Consider the following 22,717-nt stretch of genomic DNA (forward strand, 5'->3'; position numbering starts at 1 on the left):
CTTCTGTTAAAAGGAAAAAAGTTTAGCCGCCCAGCCGCGCAGCGAGTGCATCGGCCACGCGTTCAGCGGTCTGCAGCGCGCGTATCGCCAGCGGCGCCAGCAGGCGCAGGCCGCCGCTGCGGCCGGTGCGGGCCCGATGGGCGTCGTCCAGGCGCTGCCATTGTGCATAAAAATTCTCGGCGAAGCGCAGCGTCAGTCCGATTGCCAGCGCAATGCGTCCGACCGGCAGGCCGAAACGGCGCAGCGGCGACAGGATGGTCTCCAGCACGGTCAGCAAGTCGTCGAAGCGGGTCGTGATGGTCAGCATCAGCGCCAGCATGGCGGCGGCCATGATGCGCAGCGCGCTGATCAGTCCGATGGTCGGATTACCCATCGCCCAGTGAAAACCGGCGATCAGCGCCGACGCAATCAGCAGGCCGCGCAGCATGCGCCACTGGCGCCAGCCGGCCGGACCGAGCGAGGCGTACAACGCCAGCACCACCGCCGCGGCGATGGCAATGCCGCGCACGTCGGCGGTCAGCATCAGAACGGTGCCGCCGAGCGACAGCGCGGCCAGCTTGAGCCAGGCCGGTACGCCGTGCAGCCAGGTGCGCCGTGTCGAATAGAGGCTGCGCATTACGTCGCGTCGGCCTGCGCCGCGTGTTGCAGCACTTCTTGCAGGACTTCTGCGGTGGAATTCAGGACGGCGCGCTCGCGTACGTCCCTCGCGTAAGCGGCGCAGACGTCGCGGCCCGGACCGTCGCCGCGCAACTTGCCCTGTTCCAGCCACAGCACGCGTTCAAAGTCCTGCACGTGCTCCAGCAAATGCGTCGACAGGATGATCTGCTGGCTGGTCGCGGCGATCTGCGCCGACAGGCGCAACTGGCTCGGCAGGTCCAGCGCGGAATAAGGTTCGTCCAGCAGCAGCGTGGCCGGCGTGGTGATTTGCAGCGCCATCAGGCAAACCTGCTGGCGCTGGCCCTGGCTCAGTTCGCCGACGGCGCGATCGGCCCAGTCGGGCAGGCCGCGCGCGGCGAGGAAAGCACGCGCCTGTTGCCGCGCCTGCGGCTTGCCGATACCGGCTGCGGTCAGGCTGAAGGCCAGCTCTTCGGCTACCGTCGGGAAAATGATCTGGTCATCGGGATTCTGGAACATCAGGCCGACGTGCTGCGGCAGCTTGCGGCGCTCACTCGCCTCGTCGGTGCGGCAGCCGTGCACGCTTACGCGCCCGCTCTGCGGCTGGTCGAGTCCGCAGATCAGACGGAACAGGCTGCTCTTGCCGGCGCCGTTGTCACCGACCAGGCCGATGCGCTGCTCGGTCAGGTGCAGGTCGATCTGTTCCAGCACGACGCGGTCGCCGCGCGCAAGCGTGACCGATTCGAGCCGGATGCCGGGCGTTGCAGCACCCGCGAGAGGCAAAGTTTTCAGGGTCATAAGGTAATTCGGCCTGTGTCTGCCGTAGGGCCGCCATTATATGACAGTGAGGAGGGCGCGCCGGCGGGCTTGCCTGAAGGAAACGGCGGGGCTCGTCCATGCCGGACGGAGCAGAAACAAAAAAGCCGGCTTGCACCGGCTTTTTCTTTACGACTTCAATGCAGTTTCCACCGCCAGCGCCATCGACAGCAGTCGCTGATCGTGGCTGCCCGGCGCCGCCAGGCTCAGGCCCACCGGCGCGTTGCCGGGTACATGGCAGGGCAACGATATGGCGCAGCCGTCGAGGAAGTTGATCATGGTCGGATTGCGCAGGATCAGGCCGTTGGCGGCGTAGTAGGCGTCGTCGCTGGCTTGCAGGTCGGCGATCTTCGGCGCGACGATCGGTACCGTCGGCATGATCATCGCGTCGAAACCGGCCAGTTGACGTTCCACTGCGGCGATCCAGCGGCGGCGGCTGTGGATGACGTCGAGCAGGTCGGCGGCGCCCATGTCCTTGCCGCGCTTGATGCGCGACACCACGCGCTGGTCGTAGGCCGCTTCGCGCTCGGCGATCAGCTTGCGGTGCCAGGTCCAGGCTTCGGCGGCGGTGAAGCCGCCCTTGGCGTTGATGGAGGCCAGCTCGCTGAAAGCGTCGATCTTGCTTTCGACGATCACGGCGCCTGCTGCCGACAGACGCGACAGTGCCGTTTGCAGGGCGGACGCAACCTGTTCGTCGATGCCGTCCAGCACCACGTTGGTCGGCATCAGCAGGCGCAGGCCGCGCAGCGGATGTGCGACCGGCGCGACATAGGTTTCCCCGGCCAGCACCGCATCCATCTTGGCGCAGCACGTCACCGTCGGCGCCATCGCACCGATCGAGTCTAGGTATTCGGACAGCGGCAACACGCCTTGCATGGAAACGCGGCGCGCGGTCGGCTTGAAACCGGTGAGGCCGCACAGCGCCGCCGGAATGCGGATCGAGCCGCCAGTGTCGGAACCGACGCCGGCTACGGCCATACCATCTGTTACCGAAATCGCTGCACCGGACGACGAGCCGCCCGGAATGCGGCCGCCGTCAATCTCACGCTGCCACGGATTGCGCGGCGTGCCATAGTGCGGATTGATGCCCAGGCCGGAGTAGGCGAATTCCGTCATGTTGGTGCGACCGACGATTACCGCGCCGGCGGCGATCAGGCGCTGCACCACCACGGCGCTCTCGGTCGCTGCAGGATAGCCGCGCAAGGCGACCGAGCCGGCCAGCGTGGTTTCGCCGGCGACGTCGAACAAGTCCTTGATGGAGACCGGCAGGCCGTCGATCGGTGAGCGCGTCAGGCACGCTGCGCGCAGCGTGTCGGAGGCGCTGGCGGCGGCGCGCGCGCTGTCGGCGTAGAGCCGGGTGAAGACGCGCGCGCCTTCGCCGTCGGCTGCGGCGGCAAGGTCGAGGGCGCGTTCGGTCAGTTCGAGCGAGCTGCTGCGGCCGCTGCGCAGGTCTTCGCTGTGTTGGTGCAGGCTGGGGATCATGGCGTCAGGTATAAAAGTGATCAGGCTACTTCGGCAAGGATTTCCGATTCATAGGAGTGGCGCAGCGAACGCTGGCGACGCGGGTCGAACAACTCCATCGTGAACGAGGTCGCCGGACGGATGCCGCCGATGGCGCCGACCGTGCCGCAAGTCATGCCGCTGCCTTCGGGCAGGATGTCCTTGCCGCCTGTGAAGCCGGCGATGAGGTCTTGCGGCGTGCGCAGGCTGGCCAGCGTGCCTTCCTGGTACAGCACTTCCTTGCCGTCTTCCTTGATCCAGGAACGGATCACCAGCTCATCCCAATAGTCGGCCACGTCGGCCAGTTTCCAGGCGGCGGCGGCCACGGGTTTGATGCAGGCTTGCTTGGAGAACGCCACGCTGTGGGCTTCCAGCTTGCGGTCGGTGTGGTCGGAGGCGATGCTGACATACAGTTCGCCGCCGGCGTTGAAGACGAAGGTCTCGACTTCGCCCGACGACTCGGCGCCGAGCACCTGCACCGTCGCCGATTGCGTGAGCTGGTTGCTGGCCACGCGGTAATACAGCGGCACCGCGCTCGGGCGCGGAATGCCCAGGGCGGCCAGTTCTTCGATGTGGTGCTCGATGGCGGCCAGGTCGCGACCGGCCCAGCCGGCGATGATCAGGTTGTCGATGTCGACGTTGAGGGTTGCTGCGTCAGTGTGGAAAGAGAGTTTCATAAGGCTGCTTCAGGTACGTGAATAAAGGGTGCGCCGCCGGGGCAGAAATGCAGGAACAGAATGGCGGCGCAGGGACAACTCAAAAATTGATCAGGCTTGCGTTTTCTTGACGAAGACGACCACCAGGAAGCTCGCCAAAAATTCCAGCGCGGCGACGAAATACAGGCCGGAGGACAAGGAACCGGTGCTGGTCTTCAGTGCGCCGATCATGTAGGGCGCGACGAAGCCGGCCAGGTTGCCGATCGAGTTGATCAGCGCGATGCCGCCTGCGGCTGCGGTGCCTGCCAGGAATGCCGCGGGGATCGACCAGAACACCGGGAACGCAGCCAGGATGCCGATGGCGGCGAGCGTCAGCGCGCACAGCGCCATGACGGCGTTACCCAAGGCGAGGCCGGTCAGGATCAGGCCGATGCTGGCGATCAGCGTGGCGATGGCGCTATGCATGCGGCGCTCGCCGGTCTTGTCGGAGTGGATGCCGTTCCAGATCATGGCCAGTGTGCCGGCGATGAACGGGATGGCGGAGATCAGGCCGATCTGCAGGTTGCCCTTGACGCCGATCTCCTTGATGATCGACGGCGTCCAGAAGGCGATGGTGGCATTGCCGCTGACCACGCAGAAATACACGGCGGCGCACAGCCACACGCGGTAGTTGCTACAGGCGTCCTTGAACGACAGGTGCTTGCTGGCGGAGGTATTTTCGGCGACCAGCGCCTGGGTGACGGCTTGCTGTTCAGCGACCGAGAGCCATTTGGCATTGGCTGGCTTTTCCGGCAGGTAGAGCAGCACGAAGACGCCGGCGATCAGCGAAGGAATGCCTTCCAGGATGAATAGCCATTGCCAGTTGGCGAGATGGCCGACGCCTTCCATCTGGCTCATGATGGTGCCTGCGATCGGACCGCCGACGGCGCCGGCAATCGCGAACGACGTCATGAACAGGCCGTTGACGCGGGCGCGGCGCTGCGCCGGGAACCAGTAGGTCAGGTACAACACGACGCCGGGGAAGAAGCCGGCTTCGAACACGCCCAGCATGAATCGCAGGATATAAAACGTCATCGGTGTGGTGACGTAGGCCATCGCCATCGAGGCCAGGCCCCACAGGATGGTGATGCGCGCCAGCGTCTTGCGCGCGCCGATTTTTTCCAGCAACAGGTTGCTCGGGACTTCAAACAGGAAGTAGCCGATGAAGAAGATGCCGGCGCCGAGGCCGTAGATTGCTTCCGAGAATTGCAGGTCCTGCAGCATCTGCAGCTTGGCGAAGCCGACGTTGACGCGGTCGATCCAGGCCAGCACGAACAGGAAAACCAGGAAGGGGATCAATCGCCAGGCGATTTTTTTATAGGTGACTTCCATGTCCACCGCCGCCCCGGGCGTGTAAATGGAATTCCCTGTCGGGGATGTTGCCGATGTCGAGGTCATGCTTGCCTTCTCCTGCTTTTGAGATTGATTGAGCGGTCGCTTCATTCTCACAGCACGAGAACATGCAGGACATGGAAATGTCTCGGTGAAATCGTGGCTGGAAAATGCCTGGCGGAAATCTGTCGTCTATCTTTGCGCCGGCATGTGCATCCGGCGCCATGAACGATCTTGTGATCTTGTGTGAATTCAGTATGCGTAGCGAGGGCAGCGCTGTCCAACAAGAAATTGTTGGCGCACATGATTGGAAAATCTTATGAGCAAAAATGGGTGGGCCGTTGCGCCCTTGTGGTGCTGCGACGCAAAACGCGTGCAGGCCTTGCCGGCGCTGACTTGGGGGTGGTTGCTACTGCGCCTGTGACGGCAACCGCGCGATCTCGTGTCCCCAATTGAGTGCGAAGTCGGCGGCGGTTTCCTGGGCGATGCGGGCCACGGTTTCGGTCAGCGGGTTCTCATTGTCGGAACGGAAACAGGCCAGCATCACCAGCGCCGGGAACTCGACGTCGACTCGCAGCGTGTGCAGGATTTCTTCATTGAGCTCGCGCTGGATGATCGCCGGCGGCACTGCCGCCACGCCGAAGCCATCGGTGACCAGCCGGATCATGGTGGCGACCGAGGCGATGCAATTGACATGCAGCGCGCCGCGTTCGCTGCCGGAGGAAAACAAACGCTCGATCACCGCATGCGGCCCCGAGTTGCGCGCAAAGCTGATGATGGGGAAGGTCGCCAGGTCGGACAGGCTCAGCGTTTCGCTGCCGATGTTGAGCTTGGGGCTGCCGACCCAGCGCATCGGGAATTCGCACAGGTTGATGTTGGTGATGTGGGTGCCGACTACCGGCTCGGCTTGCAGCACGATGTCGAGGTTGCCCTTGCTGAACTGCTCGCGCAGGTGGATGGTGGTGTCGCTGGCGATCTCGATCTGCAGGCGCGGGAACATCTTGTGCACGCGCCCGAGGAAATCCGGGAACCAGCTGTGCACGATCGATTCGATCACGCCGATGCGGATCACGCCGGCATAGACTTGCTTGTCGGACATGTCGTCCTTCATCTCGCGCATCAGCTTGACCATGCGTTCGGCATACACCAGCGCCTTGCTGCCATCGGTGGTCAGCGTCACTTCACGCGCGCCGCGATCGAACAGGCGCACGCCGAAATCCTGCTCCAGCGTGGCGATGCGGCTCGACACCGCGGCTTGCGTGGTGTGCAGGCGCTCGGCGGTCAGGCGAAAATTTTTCAGCTTGGCCAGCCAGACGAAGGTTTCAAGGAAGCGGATGTTCATGGCCGTCATTCTCTCAAAGCCGCAGCTATTAAGCCAGCAGGCAATCCTGCCAGTGTTTTCGGTGTCGCCAGCGGCGCTTGCGGCGAAGGGATAGAATCCTCGCAGACTATTTCCGCAGCCAGCCTGCCGCCAGCAAAGAGGATTCCCATGCCAGTCACCGCCATCGATCATATCCAGCTCGCCATGCCCGTCGGCGGCGAAGACGCCGCGCGGCGCTTCTTCGGCGGCATCCTCGGCATGCCGGAGTTGCCCAAGCCGGCCGCCTTGCAGGCGCGCGGCGGTCTGTGGTTCCAGTGCGGCGTGCTGCAACTGCATCTGGGTGTCGACCAGGATTTCCAGCCGGCGCTGAATGCCCATCCCGGTCTGATCGTCGATACCCTGGCGCCGATGATCGTGACGCTCAAAGAGGGTGGCTTCCCTGTGCAGGAGGACGCGCCGATTCCCGGGTTCATCCGCATCTATACCGCCGACCCGTTCGGCAATCTGATCGAATTGCGCGAAGTCGTGCCGCGCTGAAGCCTGTTGCGGCATCGCCTCATCCCACCCCGTAAATAATTTCCTGTTGTTCCCGCCTGGACGGCCGTCGTTCTGCTTCACTGCAGCATGACGGTCTCGCTTCGCCCCGTTTTCACGCCGGCTGACGCACGTCCGTTTTCAGCGTAGTGAGCGTGGACGCGGGTCCGGGTTCATCCCGTGGCCGGGTTTCCGCTTTGGTGCAATGCAGCCAGTTTTCTTCGGTTTTCCTCTCTATCGCGGTGCATCTGCGCGCGCTAAAGGTGCAAGGATTTTTACTTTCATTTTTGAAAGGATATTTTCTTTACTTTTGAAAATAATGAAAATATATTTACATTTTTCGCAGCTTCCCGAATTCCCGACCGACGTCACATGTACAACTCAAAGACCACATCCTTGCAGGGCGGCGGCGCCGTAGCGCGCGTGCTGGGCAAGTTGTATCCGAATTTGTCGAAGGCGCATCGCAAGACCGCAGATTACGTGCTGGCCAACACTTTCCGTGCCGCCACCATGACCATCGACGAGCTGTCGGAAGCGGCCGGGATTTCTCTGGCGACCGCCAATCGATTCGCGCATGCGCTCGGTTTCGACGGCTATGCGCCGTTCCGCAACGCGCTGGTGGCCGACTTCGCCTCGTCGCTGGCGCCGGTGGAAAAGATGCGCCACGAAGTGCAGAAGAGCGCAACCAGCGTGGAAATTATTGCCGCCGCGCTCAGCAACGACATCCGCAACATCGAAGCCACGCGCCAAAGCCTGGTGCCCGAGCATTGCGACCAGGCCGTCGAAATGATCCTGAAAGCCGAGCGCATCTTCGTGATCGGCTTCGGCGCCAGCGCTTTCCTGGCCGGCATCATGGTGCACGCGCTGGAGCCGTTCTGCCGCACCGTGCTGTCGGGCGTGCATCCGGGCGGGCCGTCGCAGACCGGGCGCCAGTTCTTCAAGCTGGACGAGCGCGACGTCGTCATCGCCATGGCTTACCCGCGCTACGCCACCGATACGGTGCGCCTGGCGCGCCGCGCGGTCGAGAAGGGCGCCAAGCTGATCGCCTTCACCGACCTGCCGCATTCGCCGCTGGTGCCGCTGGCCGACGTGACCATTTATTCGCAGACCGAGCGGCAGCTGTCGCCGACCTCGGATGCCGCCGCGCTGGTGCTGATCCAGGCGATGTGCGACGCGGTGGCGCATCGCGCCAAGCGCTCGGTGCAGGCAGCATCTGAAATGACCGAATTCGTATTGCCATGGTTGTACCAGGCCGAGCAGCATGAGCCGGTGCGCATGGCGAAGAAAGCCGCCGCTGTCACCACCGCCAGCGGCAGGCCCGCAACAAGGAACAGGAAATCATGAACACCCCAGTCATCGCCATCCACGGCGGCGCCGGCACCATCACGCGCAGCGCGTTGAGCGCAGCCGACGAAGCCAATTACCATCGCGAACTCCACGCGATCCTGACGTCCGCGCAGGCGGTCCTGACCGCCGGCGGCTCGGCGCTCGACGCCGTCAGCGAAGCGGTGCGCCTGCTGGAAGACTGCCCGCTGTTCAACGCCGGCAAGGGCGCGGTCTATACCCGTGCCGGCACGCATGAACTCGACGCCGCCATCATGGACGGCGCCACGCTCAAGGCCGGTGCCGTCGCCAACATCACCTGCGTGCGCAACCCGGTGCTGGCCGCGCGCGCCGTGATGGACAAGAGCGCGCACGTTTTGCTGGCGGGTTGCGGCGCCGACGCTTTTGCGCGGCAACAAGGTCTGGACATCGTTGACCCAACCTATTTCCACACTGATGCACGTCACCAGCAATGGCTGCGCGTGCGCGAGCAGAGCGGCATGATGCTGGATCACGACGCGGCGGCGTTCACCTTCAAGGAATCCGCGCACGGATCGGCTGCAGGTGCTGCGATTGATCCTATTGATCCGGACAACAAATTCGGCACCGTCGGCGCAGTGGCGCTCGACATGCACGGCAACGTCGCTGCGGCGACCTCGACCGGCGGCATCACCAACAAGCAGGTCGGCCGCGTCGGCGACACGCCTTTGATCGGCGCGGGATGCTATGCGGCCAATGCGACGGCGGCGATTTCCGCCACCGGCACCGGCGAAGTATTCATGCGCACCGTTGCCGCCTACGACGTCGCGGCGCGCATGGCTTATGCCGGCGCAACCTTGCAGGAAGCCATGGAACAGGTGGTCATGCAGGTCTTGCCGGCCTACGAAGGACGTGGCGGCCTGATCGCCGTCGATGCGCAAGGCAACCTCGAGCTGACGTTCAACACCGAAGGCATGTATCGCGGTTATGCCCGTGGCGGCGACACGCCGGTCACGGCAATTTATAAGTAACGAAGGACGCAAGAAAATGGCCATGCACGATCAACAATCGCCGACCCCGGACATCAGCAACAGCGCACAGCGCGTGTTGACCGTCGACAATCTCGGCGTCACCTTCACCGGTTCCGAACGCACGGTGGAAGCGGTGCGCGGTCTGTCTTTCCACGTCGACAAGGGCGAGACGCTGGCCATCGTCGGCGAGTCCGGTTCCGGCAAGTCGGTGTCGTCGCTGGCCATCATGCGCCTGATCGAACACGGCGGCGGCCGGATTGTTTCCGGCAGCATGCAATTCCAGCGCCGCAACAATAGCGGACTGGACCTGGTCAAGGCGCCGCAATCGACCATGCGCAGCATCCGCGGCGCCGAGATCGCGATGATCTTCCAGGAGCCGATGACCTCGCTCAATCCGGTCTTCACCGTGGGTGAGCAGATCGCCGAATCGATCCGCCTGCATCAGCACAAGAGCCATTCCGCAGCCAGCGCCGAAGCATTGCGCATGCTGGAGATGGTGCGCATCCCGGAAGCCAGGCGCGTGCTCGGCCGCCATCCGCATCAACTCTCGGGCGGCATGCGCCAGCGCGTGATGATCGCGATGGCCTTGTCCTGCAAGCCCTCGCTGCTGATCGCCGACGAGCCGACCACGGCGCTGGACGTGACCATTCAGGCGCAGATCCTGCAACTGATCCGCTCGCTGCAGGAAGAAATGCAGATGGCGGTGGTCTTCATCACCCACGACATGGGCGTGGTGGCGGAAATCGCCGACCGCGTGGTCGTCATGTGCCGTGGCGAGAAGGTCGAAGAGAACGACGTGCGCAGCATTTTTGCCGCGCCCGCCCATCCCTACACGCAAAGCCTGCTGGCCGCGGTGCCGCGCTTGGGCGCCATGACAGGCACCGACACGCCGGCGCGCTTCGGTATCGCACCGAGCGCCGAAGCCAAGCCGGACGCCATCGCCGAAGAACTGCAGGCGGCCACGGAGATCGTGCAGCAGCGCCAGCCCATCCTCAAGGTCACCGACCTGACCACGCGCTTCGACGTCAAGAGCGGCATCTTCGGTCGCGTCAAACAACGCGTGCATGCGGTCGAGCGCGTCAGTTTCGACCTGTATGCAGGCGAGACGCTGGCCATCGTCGGCGAATCCGGCTGCGGCAAATCAACCACCGGGCGCTCGCTGTTGCGCCTGGTCGAGATCAGCGGCGGCAAGGTCGAGTTCGGCGGGCGCAACCTGGCGGAACTGCCGCGTTCGGAATTGCGCGAACTGCGCCGCGACATCCAGTTCATTTTCCAGGACCCGTTCGCTTCGCTCGATCCACGCCTGACGGTCGGCTATTCCATCATGGAGCCGATGCTGGTCCATGGCATGAAAGAGGGCGCACAGGAGCGCGTCGATGCGCTGCTCACCCGTGTCGGCTTGCTGCCGGAACATGCCCAGCGCTATCCGCACGAATTCTCCGGCGGCCAACGCCAGCGCATCTGCATCGCGCGCGCCCTGGCGCTGAATCCGAAGATCGTCATCGCCGATGAATCGGTGTCGGCGCTGGATGTCTCGATCCAGGCGCAGATTGTCAACCTGATGCTGGACCTGCAGGCCGAACTGGGCATCTCGTTCATCTTCATCTCGCACGACATGGCGGTGGTGGAACGCATCAGCCATCGCGTCGCCGTGATGTACCTGGGCCAGATCGTCGAGATCGGTCCGCGCCGCGCCATCTTTGAAAATCCTCAGCATCCCTACACGCGCAAGCTCATGGCCGCCGTGCCGGTGGCCGATCCGGAGCTGCGCCACCTGAAGAAAGGTTTGCAAAATGATGAGATTCCAAGCCCCATTCGCGCCATCGGAGACGATCCGCTGGTCGAACCTTTGAAGCAAGTCGGCCCCGGCCATTTTGTTGCTGCACATCGCATTTCCGCTGCTTTTTAGTTTGTTGTCGCTTCATTCATCACTTAGATCACTTAGAAACTCAGGAGCCTAACCATGACTACCCAAACTTCCCGTCGCGGCACAACTGTCCTCCGATGGATGGCACTCGGCGCCATCGGCACCACGCTGCAATTCGCCGCCGTGCACGCCTGGGCCGCCAAGAGCGTCACGCTCGCGGTCGCCTCGACCTTCACCACGATGGATCCGTACGACGCCAACGACACGCTGTCGCTGGCCGTGACCAAGTCCTTCTACCAGGGCCTGTTCGCGTTCGACAAGGACCTCAAGCTGGTCAACGTGCTGGCAGAAGGCTACCTGGTCAGCAAGGACGGCCTGGAGTACACCATCCGCCTGCGCCAGGGCGTGAAGTTCCATGACGGCACCGTGTTCAAGGCCGACGCTGTCAAGGCCGTGATGGACCGCGTCACCAATCCGGACAACAAGCTCAAGCGCTACAACCTGTTCAACCGCGTCGCCCGCACCGACGTGCTCAACGACTACACCGTCAAGATCGTGCTGAAGGAACCGTTCTCGGCCTTCATCAACGTGCTGGCGCATCCATCGGCGGTGATCATTTCGCCGACCGCGCTGAAGCAGTACGGCAACAAGGACATCGCCTTCCATCCGGTCGGCACCGGCCCGTTCAAGTTCGTCGAATGGAAGCAGACCGACTACATGAAGGCGGAGAAATTCTCCGGCTACTGGAAGGCCGGCTATCCGAAGGTCGACGAAGTGATCTGGAAACCGGTGGTCGACAACAACTCGCGCTCGGCCATGATGCAGACTGGCGAAGCCAACTTCACCTTCCCGCTGCCGTATGAGCAGGCCGAACTGTTGAAGGGCAAGGGCGCGCTGGACATCGTGACCGGTCCTTCCATCATCCAGCGCTACATGTCGATGAACGTCAAGCAAAAGCCGTTTGACAACGTCAAGGTCCGTCAAGCGATCAACTATGCGATCAACAAGGATGCGCTGGTCAAGGTTGCCTTCAGCGGTTATGCCGCGCCGATGGACGGCGTGCTGCCGCAGGGCGTCGACTACGCGGTCAAGACCGGTCCATGGCCGTATGACGTGAAGAAGGCCAAGGCGCTGTTGGCGGAAGCCGGCTATCCGAACGGTTTCGAAACCGAGCTGTGGTCCGCCTACACCCACACCACCGCGCTGAAGATCATCCAGTTCCTGCAACAGCAGCTGGCGCAGGTCGGCATCAAGGTCAAGGTGCAGGCGCTGGAAGCCGGTCAACGCGTCGAGAAGGTCGAGAGTTCGCCGAATCCGGACACCGCACCGGTGCGCCTGTACTACGCCGGCTGGTCGTCGTCGACCGGTGAAGCCGACTGGGGCCTGCGTCCACTGCTGGCTTCCGAAGCCTTCCCTCCGAAGCTGTTCAACACTGCTTACTACAAGAGCGACAAGGTCGACAGCGACATCGCCCAGGCGTTGACCGTGACCGATCGCGCCCAGAAGGCGGCGCTGTACAAGGATGCACAAACCGAAATCTGGAAGGACGCGCCATGGGCCTTCCTGGTGACCGAAAAAGTCCTGTACGCACGCAGCAAGAACCTCAAGGGCGTGTACGTGATGCCTGACGCATCGTTCAACTTCGATGAAATCGAACTGAAGTAAGCAACGTTGTATTACCTGTCGCAAGCGTAGCAAAGGTTCCGCCGTTCCCTCAACCGGGATGGCGGAACCGGTATCACCGCAGTCACGCAGCACCGCATTTCAGAATTCCCGGCAGTCGCCCACGCAATCGATGCGCGCGGCTGCTCCCCCCAAGTAGTTGAATCATTGCAGGACGTGCCATGTTTTCTTATGTCTTAAAACGTCTTCTGGGCTTGATCCCGACCCTCTTGCTGGTCGCGGTGATGGTGTTCCTGTTCGTCCACTTGCTGCCCGGCGATCCGGCGCGGCTGGCGGCGGGGCCGGAAGCCGACGAGCAGACCGTGGCGCTGATCCGTGCCGATCTCGGCCTCGATCAACCCATCCACAAACAGTTCGTGCGTTTCTTCGTGAACGCCGCCCATGGCGACTTCGGCATCTCGCTGCGCAGCAAGCTGCCGGTCAGCCAGGAAATCATGGAGCGCTTCTGGCCGACTTTGTGGCTGACCGTCACCAGCATGATCTGGGCCGTCATATTCGGTCTGTTCATCGGCGTCTTTTCAGCGGTATGGCGTAACGAGTGGCCCGACCGCGCCGGCATGACGCTGGCGGTGTCGGGGATTTCCTTCCCGCCGTTTGCATTGGGCATGGTGCTGATGGAAGTGTTCTCGGTGCAACTGGGCTGGTTGCCGACGGTCGGCGCCGACAGCTGGCGCCATTACGTGTTGCCGTCGCTGACGCTGGGCGCCGGCGTGGCGGCGATCATGGCGCGCTTCACGCGCTCCTCGTTCATCGAAATCATGAAGGAGGACTTCGTGCGCACCGCGCGCGCCAAGGGCTTGAACGAACGCATCGTGATCGCCAAGCATTGCCTGCGCAATGCGCTGATTCCGGTGGTGACGATGATGGGCCTGCAGTTCGGCTTTTTGCTGGGCGGCTCCATCGTGGTCGAAAAAGTCTTCAACTGGCCCGGCATGGGACGCCTGCTGATCGACGCCGTCGAGATGCGCGACTATCCGATCATCCAGGCCGAGATCCTGCTGTTCTCGCTGGAATTCATCTTCATCAATCTGATTGTCGACGTGCTGTACGCCGTCATCAATCCGAGCATCCGTTATAAGTGAGGCAGCGCATGTCGACTTCCATTACCCCTGCCGCAACGACCGTGACCGCAACCGCATCCAAGCCCATCCGCACGCCGTGGAGCGAATTCTGGCGCAAGTTCAAGAAGCAACCGCTGGCGCTGGCGGCCGGCGCTTTCGTGCTGTTCCTGGTGGTGATCGCGATCGTCTCGCCGTACATCTCGCCGTACGACGCCGAGAATTATTTCGACTACGACGCGCTCAATGCCGGGCCGTCGCTGGCGCACTGGTTCGGCGTTGATTCGCTGGGCCACGACATTTTCAGCCGCATCCTGGTCGGCACGCAGTTGTCGCTGGCGGTGGGCTTTTCGTCGGTGGCGGTGGGCGCCATCGTCGGCACCTTCCTGGGACTGGTCGCCGGGTACTACGAAGGCTGGGCCGACCGGATCATCATGCGCATCTGCGACGTGCTGTTCGCGTTTCCGGGCATCCTGCTGGCAATCGCCATCGTCGCCATCCTCGGCAACGGCATGACCAACGTGATCATCGCGGTGGCGATCTTCAGCATCCCGGCGTTTGCCCGGCTGGTGCGGGGCAACACGCTGTCGCTCAAGCAGCTGACCTATATCGAAGCGGTGCGCAGCATCGGCGCCAACGACATGACGATCATCCTGCGGCACATCTTCCCCGGCACGATTTCGTCGGTGGTGGTGTATTTCACGATGCGCATCGGCACCTCGATCATCACCGCCGCCAGCTTGTCTTTCCTCGGCCTGGGCGCGCAACCGCCGACGCCGGAGTGGGGCGCGATGCTCAACGAAGCCCGTGCCGACATGATGACGGCGCCGCACATCGCGATCTTCCCCAGTCTGGCGATCTTCCTGACGGTGCTGGCCTTCAACTTGCTCGGCGACGGCTTGCGCGATGCGCTCGACCCGAAGCTGGATCAGAAATAAGGCTGCCTGGCTGCGAGCAAGTCCCATGAACAAGAAATATCCTCCCCACATCGGCCGCCTGCCTGCCGGCGCCGGCAACAGCATCACCGACGTGGTCGGCGTGACGGTCGGCCATTGCACGCTGAACTATGGCGCGATCCAGACCGGCGTCACGGTGGTGCGTCCACACGGCGGTGATGTGTTCCGGAACAAGGTGCCGGCTGCCGCCGTGACGTTCAACGGATTCGGCAAAAGCGTCGGCCTGATGCAGGTTGAAGAACTGGGCGTGCTGGAAACACCGATCGCCCTGACCAATACTTTTGCGGTCGGCGCCGTCGCCACCGCGCAGACGCGCGCCGCCGTACGCGACAATCCCGGCATCGGCCGCAGCCTGCCCAGCGTCAATCCGCTGGTGTTCGAGTGCAACGATGGCTATCTCAACGACATGCAGGCGTTCGCGGTGGAAGAGCAGCATTATCGCCACGCGCTCGACAATGCCTCCGCGGCGGTGGTGCAAGGTGCGGTCGGGGCCGGTCGCGGCATGTCGTGCTTCGATCTCAAGGGCGGCATCGGCAGTGCGTCACGCAAGGTCGTGGTCGGCAGCGCTGAATACACGGTCGGCGCGCTGGTGCTGGCCAATTTCGGAAAACTGCCGGACCTGGTGCTGGACGGCGAGCGGGTCGGCAAGACGCTCAAATGCCTGCAGAAACAGCTGGACGAGCCCGAGAAGGGTTCCATCATCATGCTGATCGCGACCGATGCACCGCTCGATGCACGCCAGTTGCGCCGCCTGGCCGGGCGTGCGGGTGTCGGCCTGGCGCGCACCGGCTCGGTCTACGGCCACGGCAGCGGCGATATCGCGCTGGCGTTTTCCACGGCGCAGACGGTGCCACACCTGGCGGACGCGGCGTCTCCCGCATTGCATTTTTCCTACTTGCACGACAATCTGCTCGACCCGCTGTTCTACGCGGTGGCCGACAGCACCGAGCAAGCCATCCTCAACGCCTTGTTCGCTGCCGAAGCGGTCAAGGGCAGGGATGGTCACCAGCGCCGCTCGCTGAGCGATTTGCTGGAGACCCTCGCTACCATGGAGCACGCATGAACATCCTGATTTCGGTCGACATCGAAGGCATTGCCGGGGTATTCCATCCTGAGCAGACGCGTCCAGGCAACGGCGAATACGAACGCGCGCGGCGCCAGATGACCGAAGAAGCCAACGCCGTCATCCGCGGCGCGCTGGCCGGTGGCGCCGGCAACATCGTCGTCAACGATTCGCACGGCAGCTTCCGCAACCTGTTGCCCGACCTGCTGCATCCGGCTGCACGCGCCGTGCTCGGCAAGCCGCGCGTGTTGGGCATGATGGGCGGCGTGGCTGGCGATATCGACGCCGTCATGATGGTCGGCTACCACTCACGCTCGCAGACCGGCGGCATCCTGGCGCATACCATCAACAGCTTCGCGTTTTCACGCGTGTGGCTCAATGGCGCCGAGCTGGGCGAAGCCGGGATTTACGGCGCGCTGGCCGGTGAGTATGGCGTGCCGGTGATTTTCGGCAGCGGCGACGACGCCTTCGTGGAAGAGACGCAACCGCTGTTCCCGCAGGCGCGCTTTGCCGAGATCAAGAAAGCCCATGGCGCCAACAGCGGTGATTCGTTGTCGCCGCAACAAGCCTGCGCCTTGCTGGAAAAGACTGCACAGGAAGCCGTGCAGGCTGCACGCGCCACCCAGATGCCGAAGTACCGCATTGAAGTCCCGGTCACCTGCCGCCTGCAGGTGCAGACCCCGGCGCTGACCGATCTGTTCTGCCAATTGCCGATTGTTGAGCGGGTCGATGCGGTGACGCTGAAGTTCGACGCGCCATCGGTGGAGTTCGTGGTGCGGGTGCTGAACAGCTTGTCGGCGATGTCGTTCATGCTGCGCTAGATCAGGCCAATAAAAAAGCCCGCGCATCTCGCTTCGAATCGGGATGCGCGGGCTTTCTTTTTTACGGACGGCAAATGTCGTTTGCCGTCTCTTCAGATCATTCCAGGCCGGTAGGTCCACCCACTGCTTGCGGATAGTTGCGGCTGGCGTAGCTGACGATCAGATCGCTGATGCGATTGAGCATGTCGCGATCGGTTGCGCCGAATGAATAGGCCGCGCCCATCGCGCTGGCGCGTTGGTAAAACACCGGTTCGGCAATCACCTTGCCGGAAACCGCATCGCTATATCGTACCTTCATCACCACGGCCGAGCTGCCGGACAAGGCACCGGTAAAAATACGCTTGGCCGTGCCGATCAGTTTGATGTCGACGCAGATCGGCTCGATGATGAGCTTTTGCGATGTGGCGGTGGTCTTCTTTGCATTCCAACCCTTGACGAGACCGCCCAGTCCGGTATCGAGCCGGGTCTGGATCGCAGACAATGCGACATCGCCGCCGCTTTGCTTGGCGCAGACTTCGTTGGTGTTGATCGGTTTCAGTTCAAATGAAGAGAAGGTCGACAGCGCTGCGCTTGGCGGCGGGTTGACGGTTTCGGTAGGCGTTCTGACCGTGGTGGCGCAGCCGGCGAGGAGGGCAACTGCGGTGATGGCTGCGGGGACGGTTATTTTTGTTGTAAACATGGAGGTTCCTGAGAGTTGAGGTGGCAGTATGGCGGATTGCTTAGCGGGTGAAAATTGAAATATCTTGAAAATATTGAGGCGAATTCAGATCGCTCACTTCGACGATGTCGAATGATGCCAACTCCTGTGCGGCGCACACGCCGATGTGCACATGCGGATGGTCGACATGGAAGCAATTCCAGCCGGCCCCGCACGAGTCCGGATCTGCCTTCCAGGTAAGGTTGCTGCGCAGCTTGTGGAGCGCTTCCTGATTGTTCCATAGTCGATAAAATCCTTCCGTCCGGTGCTGCGTGTCGAGAGCGGAAAGCCATTTCCGCTGAGCGTCGTCGAACGCGGCTGCAGCCGATTCTTCGATGTCGCGCGCTGGCATCCTGTTTTCAATGTCGAGTCCGACTGCGCAGACGGTGCTTGCCAGGCAGGCGATCCAACCGCGGCTGTGCGAGATGCTGAAATGAAAATCAGGCGGTGCGGAGAATGCAGGAAACGACACGATCGGCGCCTGGTGCTCACGTTCGGCGACGTCGACAGATGCCGCCGCAGGGCCGAGCAGATGACGTGCTGCGTGGCGCAGCAGCAAGCGTCCCAGCAGGAATTCGCGCGCGCGTTGCGGGCGCAAGAAGCGTCCATGGCGCAGGCGCTCGTCCGGCCCCAGCTGCGATTCAAGTGAGACCAGCCGGCTGTCATCGATCCGGTCACCATTCAACAACCAGAGTGTGGCTGCCGTCGCGGCGACTGGCGATGACGAATCAGTTGTCGGCGACTTTGGCAATGTCCGCCTTGAGGAAGAGGATCACGCTGAAGCTGCCGGCATGACATTCAAAACGTGTTTCGCTACTCATTTCAGTATTCTGGTAATAGCTGACGATGTTGATGACGGCATTGCCGCTCATTTTCTTCGTGCGTTCCTGCAACTCGGTCAGGCTGCTGACCAGCGCTTCATTGCAGGCGGCGACGTCGGCGGTGCCGGAGAAGCGGACCTTCTTGGAAATGATGTCGGTATGGATGACTTCTTGAACCACCGGCGTGACTTGCTTGCCGAAATAGAATTTGACCGATCCGTCAGGCTTTGCTGCAAAGGTCGTGGCTTTCAGTGCGGCATCGATGGGCAGCATGAAGGTTTCGTTGCGGGCCTGCGCGGGCAGTGCAGCGGAGATAAGAATACCGAGCGCGACAGAGAGGGAAACGATTTTTTGCATTTTGTGTGCTCCTTGCTGTGGGGTGAAATGAGGATGCTGCTCAAGCGCAGCGTTTGAAAATCAGCGACGTATTGATCCCGCCGAACGCAAAATTGTTCGACATGACGTATTCGCATTCGAGGGCACGGCCTTCGCCGGCGATGTAGTCGAGTTCGCCGCACTCCGGGTCGACGCGGGCCAGGTTGATGGTCGGGGCGAACCAGTTGGCGTGCATCATTTCGATGCTGAGCCAGGCTTCCAGCGCGCCGCAGGCGCCCAGCGTGTGGCCCATGTAACTCTTGAGCGAACTGATCGGCGTCTTGTCGCCGAACACCCGCGCGGTGGCGTTGGACTCGGCGACGTCGCCCTGTTTGGTGCCGGTGCCGTGGGCGTTGATGTAGCCGATCGCGGCCGCGTCGAGACCGGCGTCGGCCAGCGCCATGTCAATGGCGATCTTCATGGTGTCGGCGTTGGGATTGGTGACGTGGCTGCCGTCGCTGTTGGTGCCGAAACCGACGATTTCCGCATAGATGCGAGCCCCGCGCGCCTGTGCATGTTCCAGGTCTTCCAGGATCAGCGTGCCGGCGCCTTCGCCCAGCACCAGGCCGTCGCGTTGCTCGTCGAAGGGGCTCGGCGTGATGGCCGGCGTGTCGTTGCGCACGCTGGTGGCGTACAGCGTGTCGAACACGGCGGCTTCCGAGGCGCACAGCTCTTCCGAGCCACCGGCGATCATGGCGACCTGGCGGCCGCTGCGGATCGTCTCGTAGGCGTAGCCGATGCCCTGGCTGCCGGAGGTGCAGGCGCTTGAGGTGGTGATGATGCGGCCGGTGACGCCGAAGAACACGCCCATGTTGACCGGCGCGGTATGCGCCATCATCTTGAGGTAGGTGTTGGCGTTGATGTTCCGGGTGCTCTTTTCCGTGAACAGCAAGCTGAAGTCGGCGACCGCGCTGGGCGTGCCGGCCGATGAACCGTAGGCGATACCGATGCCGCCGTTGCGCAGCAGCGGATCGTCGAGCAGGCCCGCATCGGCCAGCGCCCATTCACTGGCGCGGGTCGCCAGCAACGCAACGCGGCCCATGCTGCGCGTGCTCTTGCGGTTGTAGCGCTCGGACAGTTCGAAGGTGGCGGCGGGGGCGCCCAGGCGCGTGTGCAGGCCGTTGTACTCATCCCATTCAGGCATCCGCACGACGGCGTTGCGATAGCTGCGCAGGTGCTCTTGCGCACTGCGCCAGTCGTTGCCGATGGGGCTGATGCCGGCCATGCCCGTAACGGCGACACGACGTTCCTGCCGGGAACGACGATTTGTATTGGCGCTCATACCAGTCCTCCATTGACCGAGATGACCTGGCGCGTGATGTAGGCGGCGTCTTCCTGCATCAGGAAGCTGACTGCCGACGCGACTTCTTCCGGTTTGCCGGCGCGACGCGCGGGGATCAGCTTGAGGATATCTTCCATCGGCAATTCGTCGGTCATGTCGGTGTCGATCAGGCCCGGCGCGACGCAGTTGACGGTGATGTTGCGCTTGGCAAGTTCCAGCGCGAGCGCCTTGGTGGCGCCGATGATGCCGGCCTTGGCGGCGCTGTAATTGACCTGGCCGCGATTGCCGACCATGCCGGAGACCGAGGCCAGCGTGACGATGCGTCCGGGCTTGCGGCGCTGGATCATCGGCATCACGAGCGGATACAGCACGTTGTAGAAACCGTCGAGGTTGGTCTTGATCACGCTGTCCCAGTCAACGCCGGGCATGGCCGGAAAGGCGTTGTCGCGTGCGATGCCGGCGTTGCAGACCACGCCGTAATAGGCGCCGTGTTGTTCAACGTCCTGCAGCAGGATGTCGGAAGTCAGCGCGCGCTCACCGATGTCGAATTGCAGCACGCGCGCGCTGCGTCCCAGTGCTTCGATCTCTTTGGCTACTGCATCGGCGGCGTCGCGCCGGCTATGGCAATGCAGGACGATGTCGTAGCCGTCGCGCGCCAGGCGCAGCGCAATCGCCTTGCCGATGCCTCGGCTGGAGCCGGTGACCAGGATGGTGTTGTTCCCCGTGCTTGTCATTGATTCCCCTCTTGTAGAAACTCACTGGCGTCATGCGGCTGGAAGACCGAAATCGTTGCCTGCGCCAGTTGTTGTTGTGAGCTTGCGTCTTTGATGCTGCAGGCGAACGACCCGAGACCGTTGTCGGCCTGCAGCAGTTTTTCTACTTCAACGTGCAGCGTGCTGCCGGTGGCGAAATACGGTACGTTGGCGTCATAGCGGCGCGAACCGAGCAGGAAGCCGATCTTGACCGCTTCGCCGCGCTGTTGCGCATGATAACCGGCCCAGGCGGCGATTGCCTGCGCCATGTATTCGATGCCGACCCAGGCGCCGACGCCGGTTCCGGTCTGGAACAGGCTGTTGTCGGCGATGGCGACCTCCGCGCACAGCTTGTCGGCGTCGGCGTTGACCACCCGGTCCAGCAGCAGCATGGGCGCGGCATGCGGGACCAGGGTGGCGATCTGCGGAAATTGTGCTTCTGTCTGTATTTCAGTCTGCACTTCAGTTCCTCCCCAGGATCAGGGCGGCGTTGCTGCCGCCGAAGGCGAACGAATTGCTCAACACATAACGGAGCTGTCTTCCCAGTGATTCGCCGATACGGACTGCGTGCAGCGCCGGCAATGCCGGATCGGCCTGGCCGTCCCACAGGTGCGGCGGCAACATGCCGGCGGCATTGTCGTCCTGCATCGCCAGCCAGCACAGGCCGGCTTCGATGGCGCTGGCGGCGCCCAGCGCATGCCCGGTGAAAGACTTGGTCGAGCTGACCGGTGTTTCCGCACCAAACAGCTGATGGATCGCCTTCGATTCCATGGCGTCGTTTTGCAATGTCGCGGTGCCGTGAAGATTGATGTAGTCGATCTGTTCCGGCGCAATGGCGGCGCGTTGCAATGCCTGCCGGATTGCCCGCATGGCGCCGGCCCCTTCCGGATCGGGTGCGGAAATATGATGGGCGTCGGACGACTCGCCCCAGCCGCACAAGGTAACGGCAGTCGCGGTTGCTTCAGAGGTCATGATAAACAGCGCGGCGCCTTCGCCGATGTTGATGCCGTGGCGGTTGACGCTGAGCGGGTTGCAGCGCTCGGTGCTGACCGAATCCAATGACGAGAAGCCGGCGATCGTGAAGTCGCACAGCGTATCGACGCCGCCGCTGATGACGGCGTCGCAGAGTCCCATGTTGATCAGGCGCGCTGCACTGGCCATGGCTTTGGCGCTCGACGAGCAGGCGCTGGAATGGACATAGGCCGGGCCGCTGAGGCCCAGCGTGGTCGCCAGCGCGACGGCGGGCGAGCCGAGCTCCTGCTGTCCGTAGTGGAACTGTGTGGGAAATTTTCCGTGGGCGAGGTAATGCCTGAAGGCCGCTTCGCCTTCGGCAATGCCCGAGGTGCTGGTCCCTAGCACGACGCCGATGCGATCCTGTCCGAAGCGCGCAATCAGCGTGTCCACTTCGGTACGTATCTGCGCCAAGGCAGCCAGTGCGACGCGATTGTTGCGGCTGCGCTCGCGCAGCGGCAAGTGGTCTGCCGTGGGTAGTTCTTCGTCGGGAAGCGTGATGCTGCCCACGATGCGCGCGACCTTGTCGGATGCATGGCGCTCGCCGGCACGCAGGCCGCTGTCGCCGGCAAACAGGCGTTGCCGGATATCGCTATGGGTGGCGCCAAGCGAGCAGATCATGCCCAATGCGTTCAGGTAAATCGTCATGGTGCGGTGACAACCGATTGTATGGTCAGTTTGTAGCGATAGCGCAAATTGGTCAGGATCACCTTGCCGCCCCACGCTTTGCGGTCAGGATAATCGATTTGCGCGATGATTTCGCGGTTCAGGAGCAGGGTCCGCTGCATGCCGTCTTCCTCGAGCTCCCAGCCGGGCGGCAGTGCGGCGCGGAGAGCCGCCGCCGGCCACAGCGTCAGTTGCACGTCCTGCAATACGTCTTCGCCCTGGACTTCCTTGGGCAACATGAAGTGGCGCCAGGTTTTCAGCTGCTTGCCGTCGTAGTGCAGTGACATGACGCGCTGGCCGAACGCCAGGCCGACCAGGTCGAGGTGATCCGGTTCGATTTCGAGCACGGTGTCGATTTCATCAATGCGGCCGGCGCGTTCCACGGTCAGGTGTTGTTGCAGGCTGAGCGAGGCCCCGAGCGAGGCCGGCGACAACTGCAGATACAGGCGGGCCGACGGCGCCGGTGGTGCTGCCGGAAGTGTCGGAAGCATCGGTGCAGTGCTGCAGGCGGACAGCAGC

The 22,717-nt window shown here is 62.9% G+C and carries 23 protein-coding genes; 9 read left to right on the forward strand and 14 right to left on the reverse strand.

Annotated elements, in window-relative coordinates; all coding sequences use genetic code 11:
- Window positions 1-22: 22 nt before the first annotated feature.
- The 6 genes from ACIROW_RS14735 to ACIROW_RS14760 all read right to left on the reverse strand — a co-directional run bounded on the left by ACIROW_RS14735 (window position 23) and on the right by ACIROW_RS14760 (window position 6,300).
- Window positions 23-616, reverse strand: a complete 594-nt coding sequence (locus ACIROW_RS14735; protein WP_402276866.1) for a CbiQ family ECF transporter T component — start codon at window positions 614-616, stop codon at window positions 23-25.
- Window positions 616-1,413 (reverse strand): energy-coupling factor ABC transporter ATP-binding protein, encoded by a 798-nt coding sequence (locus ACIROW_RS14740; RefSeq protein ID WP_402276869.1) that lies wholly within the window; start codon window positions 1,411-1,413, stop codon window positions 616-618. The genes ACIROW_RS14735 and ACIROW_RS14740 overlap by 1 nt, the downstream gene beginning before the upstream one ends.
- Window positions 1,414-1,560: 147 nt before the next feature.
- Complete coding sequence (locus tag ACIROW_RS14745; protein ID WP_402276871.1) at window positions 1,561-2,913, reverse strand: amidase; 1,353 nt, start codon at window positions 2,911-2,913, stop codon at window positions 1,561-1,563.
- 20 nt (window positions 2,914-2,933) lie between these two features.
- On the reverse strand, window positions 2,934-3,608 hold the full coding sequence (locus ACIROW_RS14750; protein WP_402276874.1) for a DUF2848 domain-containing protein: 675 nt from the start codon (window positions 3,606-3,608) through the stop codon (window positions 2,934-2,936).
- Window positions 3,609-3,698: 90 nt separating this feature from the next.
- A complete protein-coding gene (locus ACIROW_RS14755) occupies window positions 3,699-4,958 on the reverse strand; it encodes an MFS transporter (protein WP_402277005.1) in 1,260 nt (419 codons plus the stop codon).
- Between the two features lie 409 nt (window positions 4,959-5,367).
- A complete protein-coding gene (locus ACIROW_RS14760) occupies window positions 5,368-6,300 on the reverse strand; it encodes a LysR family transcriptional regulator (protein ID WP_402276877.1) in 933 nt (310 codons plus the stop codon).
- A gap of 147 nt (window positions 6,301-6,447) precedes the next feature.
- Here ACIROW_RS14760 and ACIROW_RS14765 point away from each other — a divergent pair, with 147 nt between their 5' ends.
- The 9 genes from ACIROW_RS14765 to ACIROW_RS14805 all read left to right on the forward strand — a co-directional run bounded on the left by ACIROW_RS14765 (window position 6,448) and on the right by ACIROW_RS14805 (window position 16,594).
- Window positions 6,448-6,816: a glyoxalase gene (locus tag ACIROW_RS14765; RefSeq protein ID WP_402276880.1), complete on the forward strand. Its 369-nt coding sequence runs from the start codon at window positions 6,448-6,450 to the stop codon at window positions 6,814-6,816.
- Window positions 6,817-7,185: 369 nt separating this feature from the next.
- Entirely contained in the window at window positions 7,186-8,157 is a 972-nt protein-coding gene (locus ACIROW_RS14770) for a MurR/RpiR family transcriptional regulator (RefSeq protein ID WP_402276883.1), read from the forward strand.
- Window positions 8,154-9,146 carry an isoaspartyl peptidase/L-asparaginase family protein gene (locus ACIROW_RS14775; RefSeq protein WP_402276886.1) on the forward strand — a complete coding sequence of 331 codons (993 nt, stop codon included), beginning with the start codon at window positions 8,154-8,156 and terminating at the stop codon, window positions 9,144-9,146. The genes ACIROW_RS14770 and ACIROW_RS14775 overlap by 4 nt, the downstream gene beginning before the upstream one ends.
- Before the next feature lie 16 nt (window positions 9,147-9,162).
- Window positions 9,163-11,055, forward strand: a complete 1,893-nt coding sequence (locus tag ACIROW_RS14780; RefSeq protein ID WP_402276889.1) for a dipeptide ABC transporter ATP-binding protein — start codon at window positions 9,163-9,165, stop codon at window positions 11,053-11,055.
- 99 nt (window positions 11,056-11,154) lie between these two features.
- Window positions 11,155-12,678 (forward strand): glutathione ABC transporter substrate-binding protein GsiB, encoded by a 1,524-nt coding sequence (gsiB, locus tag ACIROW_RS14785; RefSeq protein WP_402277007.1) that lies wholly within the window; start codon window positions 11,155-11,157, stop codon window positions 12,676-12,678.
- Between the two features lie 179 nt (window positions 12,679-12,857).
- A complete protein-coding gene (gsiC, locus tag ACIROW_RS14790; RefSeq protein ID WP_402276891.1) occupies window positions 12,858-13,778 on the forward strand; it encodes a glutathione ABC transporter permease GsiC in 921 nt (306 codons plus the stop codon).
- Window positions 13,779-13,786: 8 nt separating this feature from the next.
- Window positions 13,787-14,692 carry a glutathione ABC transporter permease GsiD gene (gsiD, locus tag ACIROW_RS14795; protein WP_402276894.1) on the forward strand — a complete coding sequence of 302 codons (906 nt, stop codon included), beginning with the start codon at window positions 13,787-13,789 and terminating at the stop codon, window positions 14,690-14,692.
- Between the two features lie 25 nt (window positions 14,693-14,717).
- Complete coding sequence (locus tag ACIROW_RS14800; RefSeq protein WP_402276896.1) at window positions 14,718-15,773, forward strand: P1 family peptidase; 1,056 nt, start codon at window positions 14,718-14,720, stop codon at window positions 15,771-15,773.
- Window positions 15,770-16,594, forward strand: a complete 825-nt coding sequence (locus ACIROW_RS14805; RefSeq protein WP_402276898.1) for a M55 family metallopeptidase — start codon at window positions 15,770-15,772, stop codon at window positions 16,592-16,594. The genes ACIROW_RS14800 and ACIROW_RS14805 overlap by 4 nt, the downstream gene beginning before the upstream one ends.
- Window positions 16,595-16,691: 97 nt before the next feature.
- On the opposite strand, the gene ACIROW_RS14810 is transcribed toward ACIROW_RS14805, so the two are convergent.
- The 8 genes from ACIROW_RS14810 to ACIROW_RS14845 are packed head-to-tail and all read right to left on the reverse strand — an operon-like array spanning window position 16,692 to window position 22,689.
- A complete protein-coding gene (locus tag ACIROW_RS14810) occupies window positions 16,692-17,273 on the reverse strand; it encodes a hypothetical protein (protein WP_402276901.1) in 582 nt (193 codons plus the stop codon).
- Window positions 17,274-17,313: 40 nt separating this feature from the next.
- A complete protein-coding gene (locus tag ACIROW_RS14815) occupies window positions 17,314-18,042 on the reverse strand; it encodes a 4'-phosphopantetheinyl transferase family protein (protein ID WP_402276904.1) in 729 nt (242 codons plus the stop codon).
- Window positions 18,020-18,469 (reverse strand): excinuclease ATPase subunit, encoded by a 450-nt coding sequence (locus ACIROW_RS14820; protein WP_116435265.1) that lies wholly within the window; start codon window positions 18,467-18,469, stop codon window positions 18,020-18,022. Before ACIROW_RS14820 ends, ACIROW_RS14815 begins: the two co-directional genes overlap by 23 nt.
- A gap of 40 nt (window positions 18,470-18,509) precedes the next feature.
- Entirely contained in the window at window positions 18,510-19,769 is a 1,260-nt protein-coding gene (locus ACIROW_RS14825) for a beta-ketoacyl-ACP synthase (protein WP_402276907.1), read from the reverse strand.
- The gene (fabG, locus tag ACIROW_RS14830; RefSeq protein ID WP_402276910.1) at window positions 19,766-20,503 is read right to left on the reverse strand and encodes a 3-oxoacyl-ACP reductase FabG; all 738 of its coding nucleotides are present in this window, start codon (window positions 20,501-20,503) and stop codon (window positions 19,766-19,768) included. The genes ACIROW_RS14825 and fabG overlap by 4 nt, the downstream gene beginning before the upstream one ends.
- Complete coding sequence (locus ACIROW_RS14835; RefSeq protein ID WP_402276913.1) at window positions 20,500-20,982, reverse strand: 3-hydroxylacyl-ACP dehydratase; 483 nt, start codon at window positions 20,980-20,982, stop codon at window positions 20,500-20,502. The genes fabG and ACIROW_RS14835 overlap by 4 nt, the downstream gene beginning before the upstream one ends.
- Window position 20,983: 1 nt before the next feature.
- Window positions 20,984-22,180 (reverse strand): beta-ketoacyl-ACP synthase, encoded by a 1,197-nt coding sequence (locus ACIROW_RS14840; RefSeq protein ID WP_402276915.1) that lies wholly within the window; start codon window positions 22,178-22,180, stop codon window positions 20,984-20,986.
- A complete protein-coding gene (locus ACIROW_RS14845; protein ID WP_402276918.1) occupies window positions 22,177-22,689 on the reverse strand; it encodes a DUF3261 domain-containing protein in 513 nt (170 codons plus the stop codon). The genes ACIROW_RS14840 and ACIROW_RS14845 overlap by 4 nt, the downstream gene beginning before the upstream one ends.
- Window positions 22,690-22,717: the final 28 nt, after the last annotated feature.

Source organism: Herbaspirillum sp. NPDC101397 (genome assembly GCF_044767325.1).
In the GTDB taxonomy this organism is placed as follows: Bacteria; Pseudomonadota; Gammaproteobacteria; order Burkholderiales; family Burkholderiaceae_D; genus Herbaspirillum.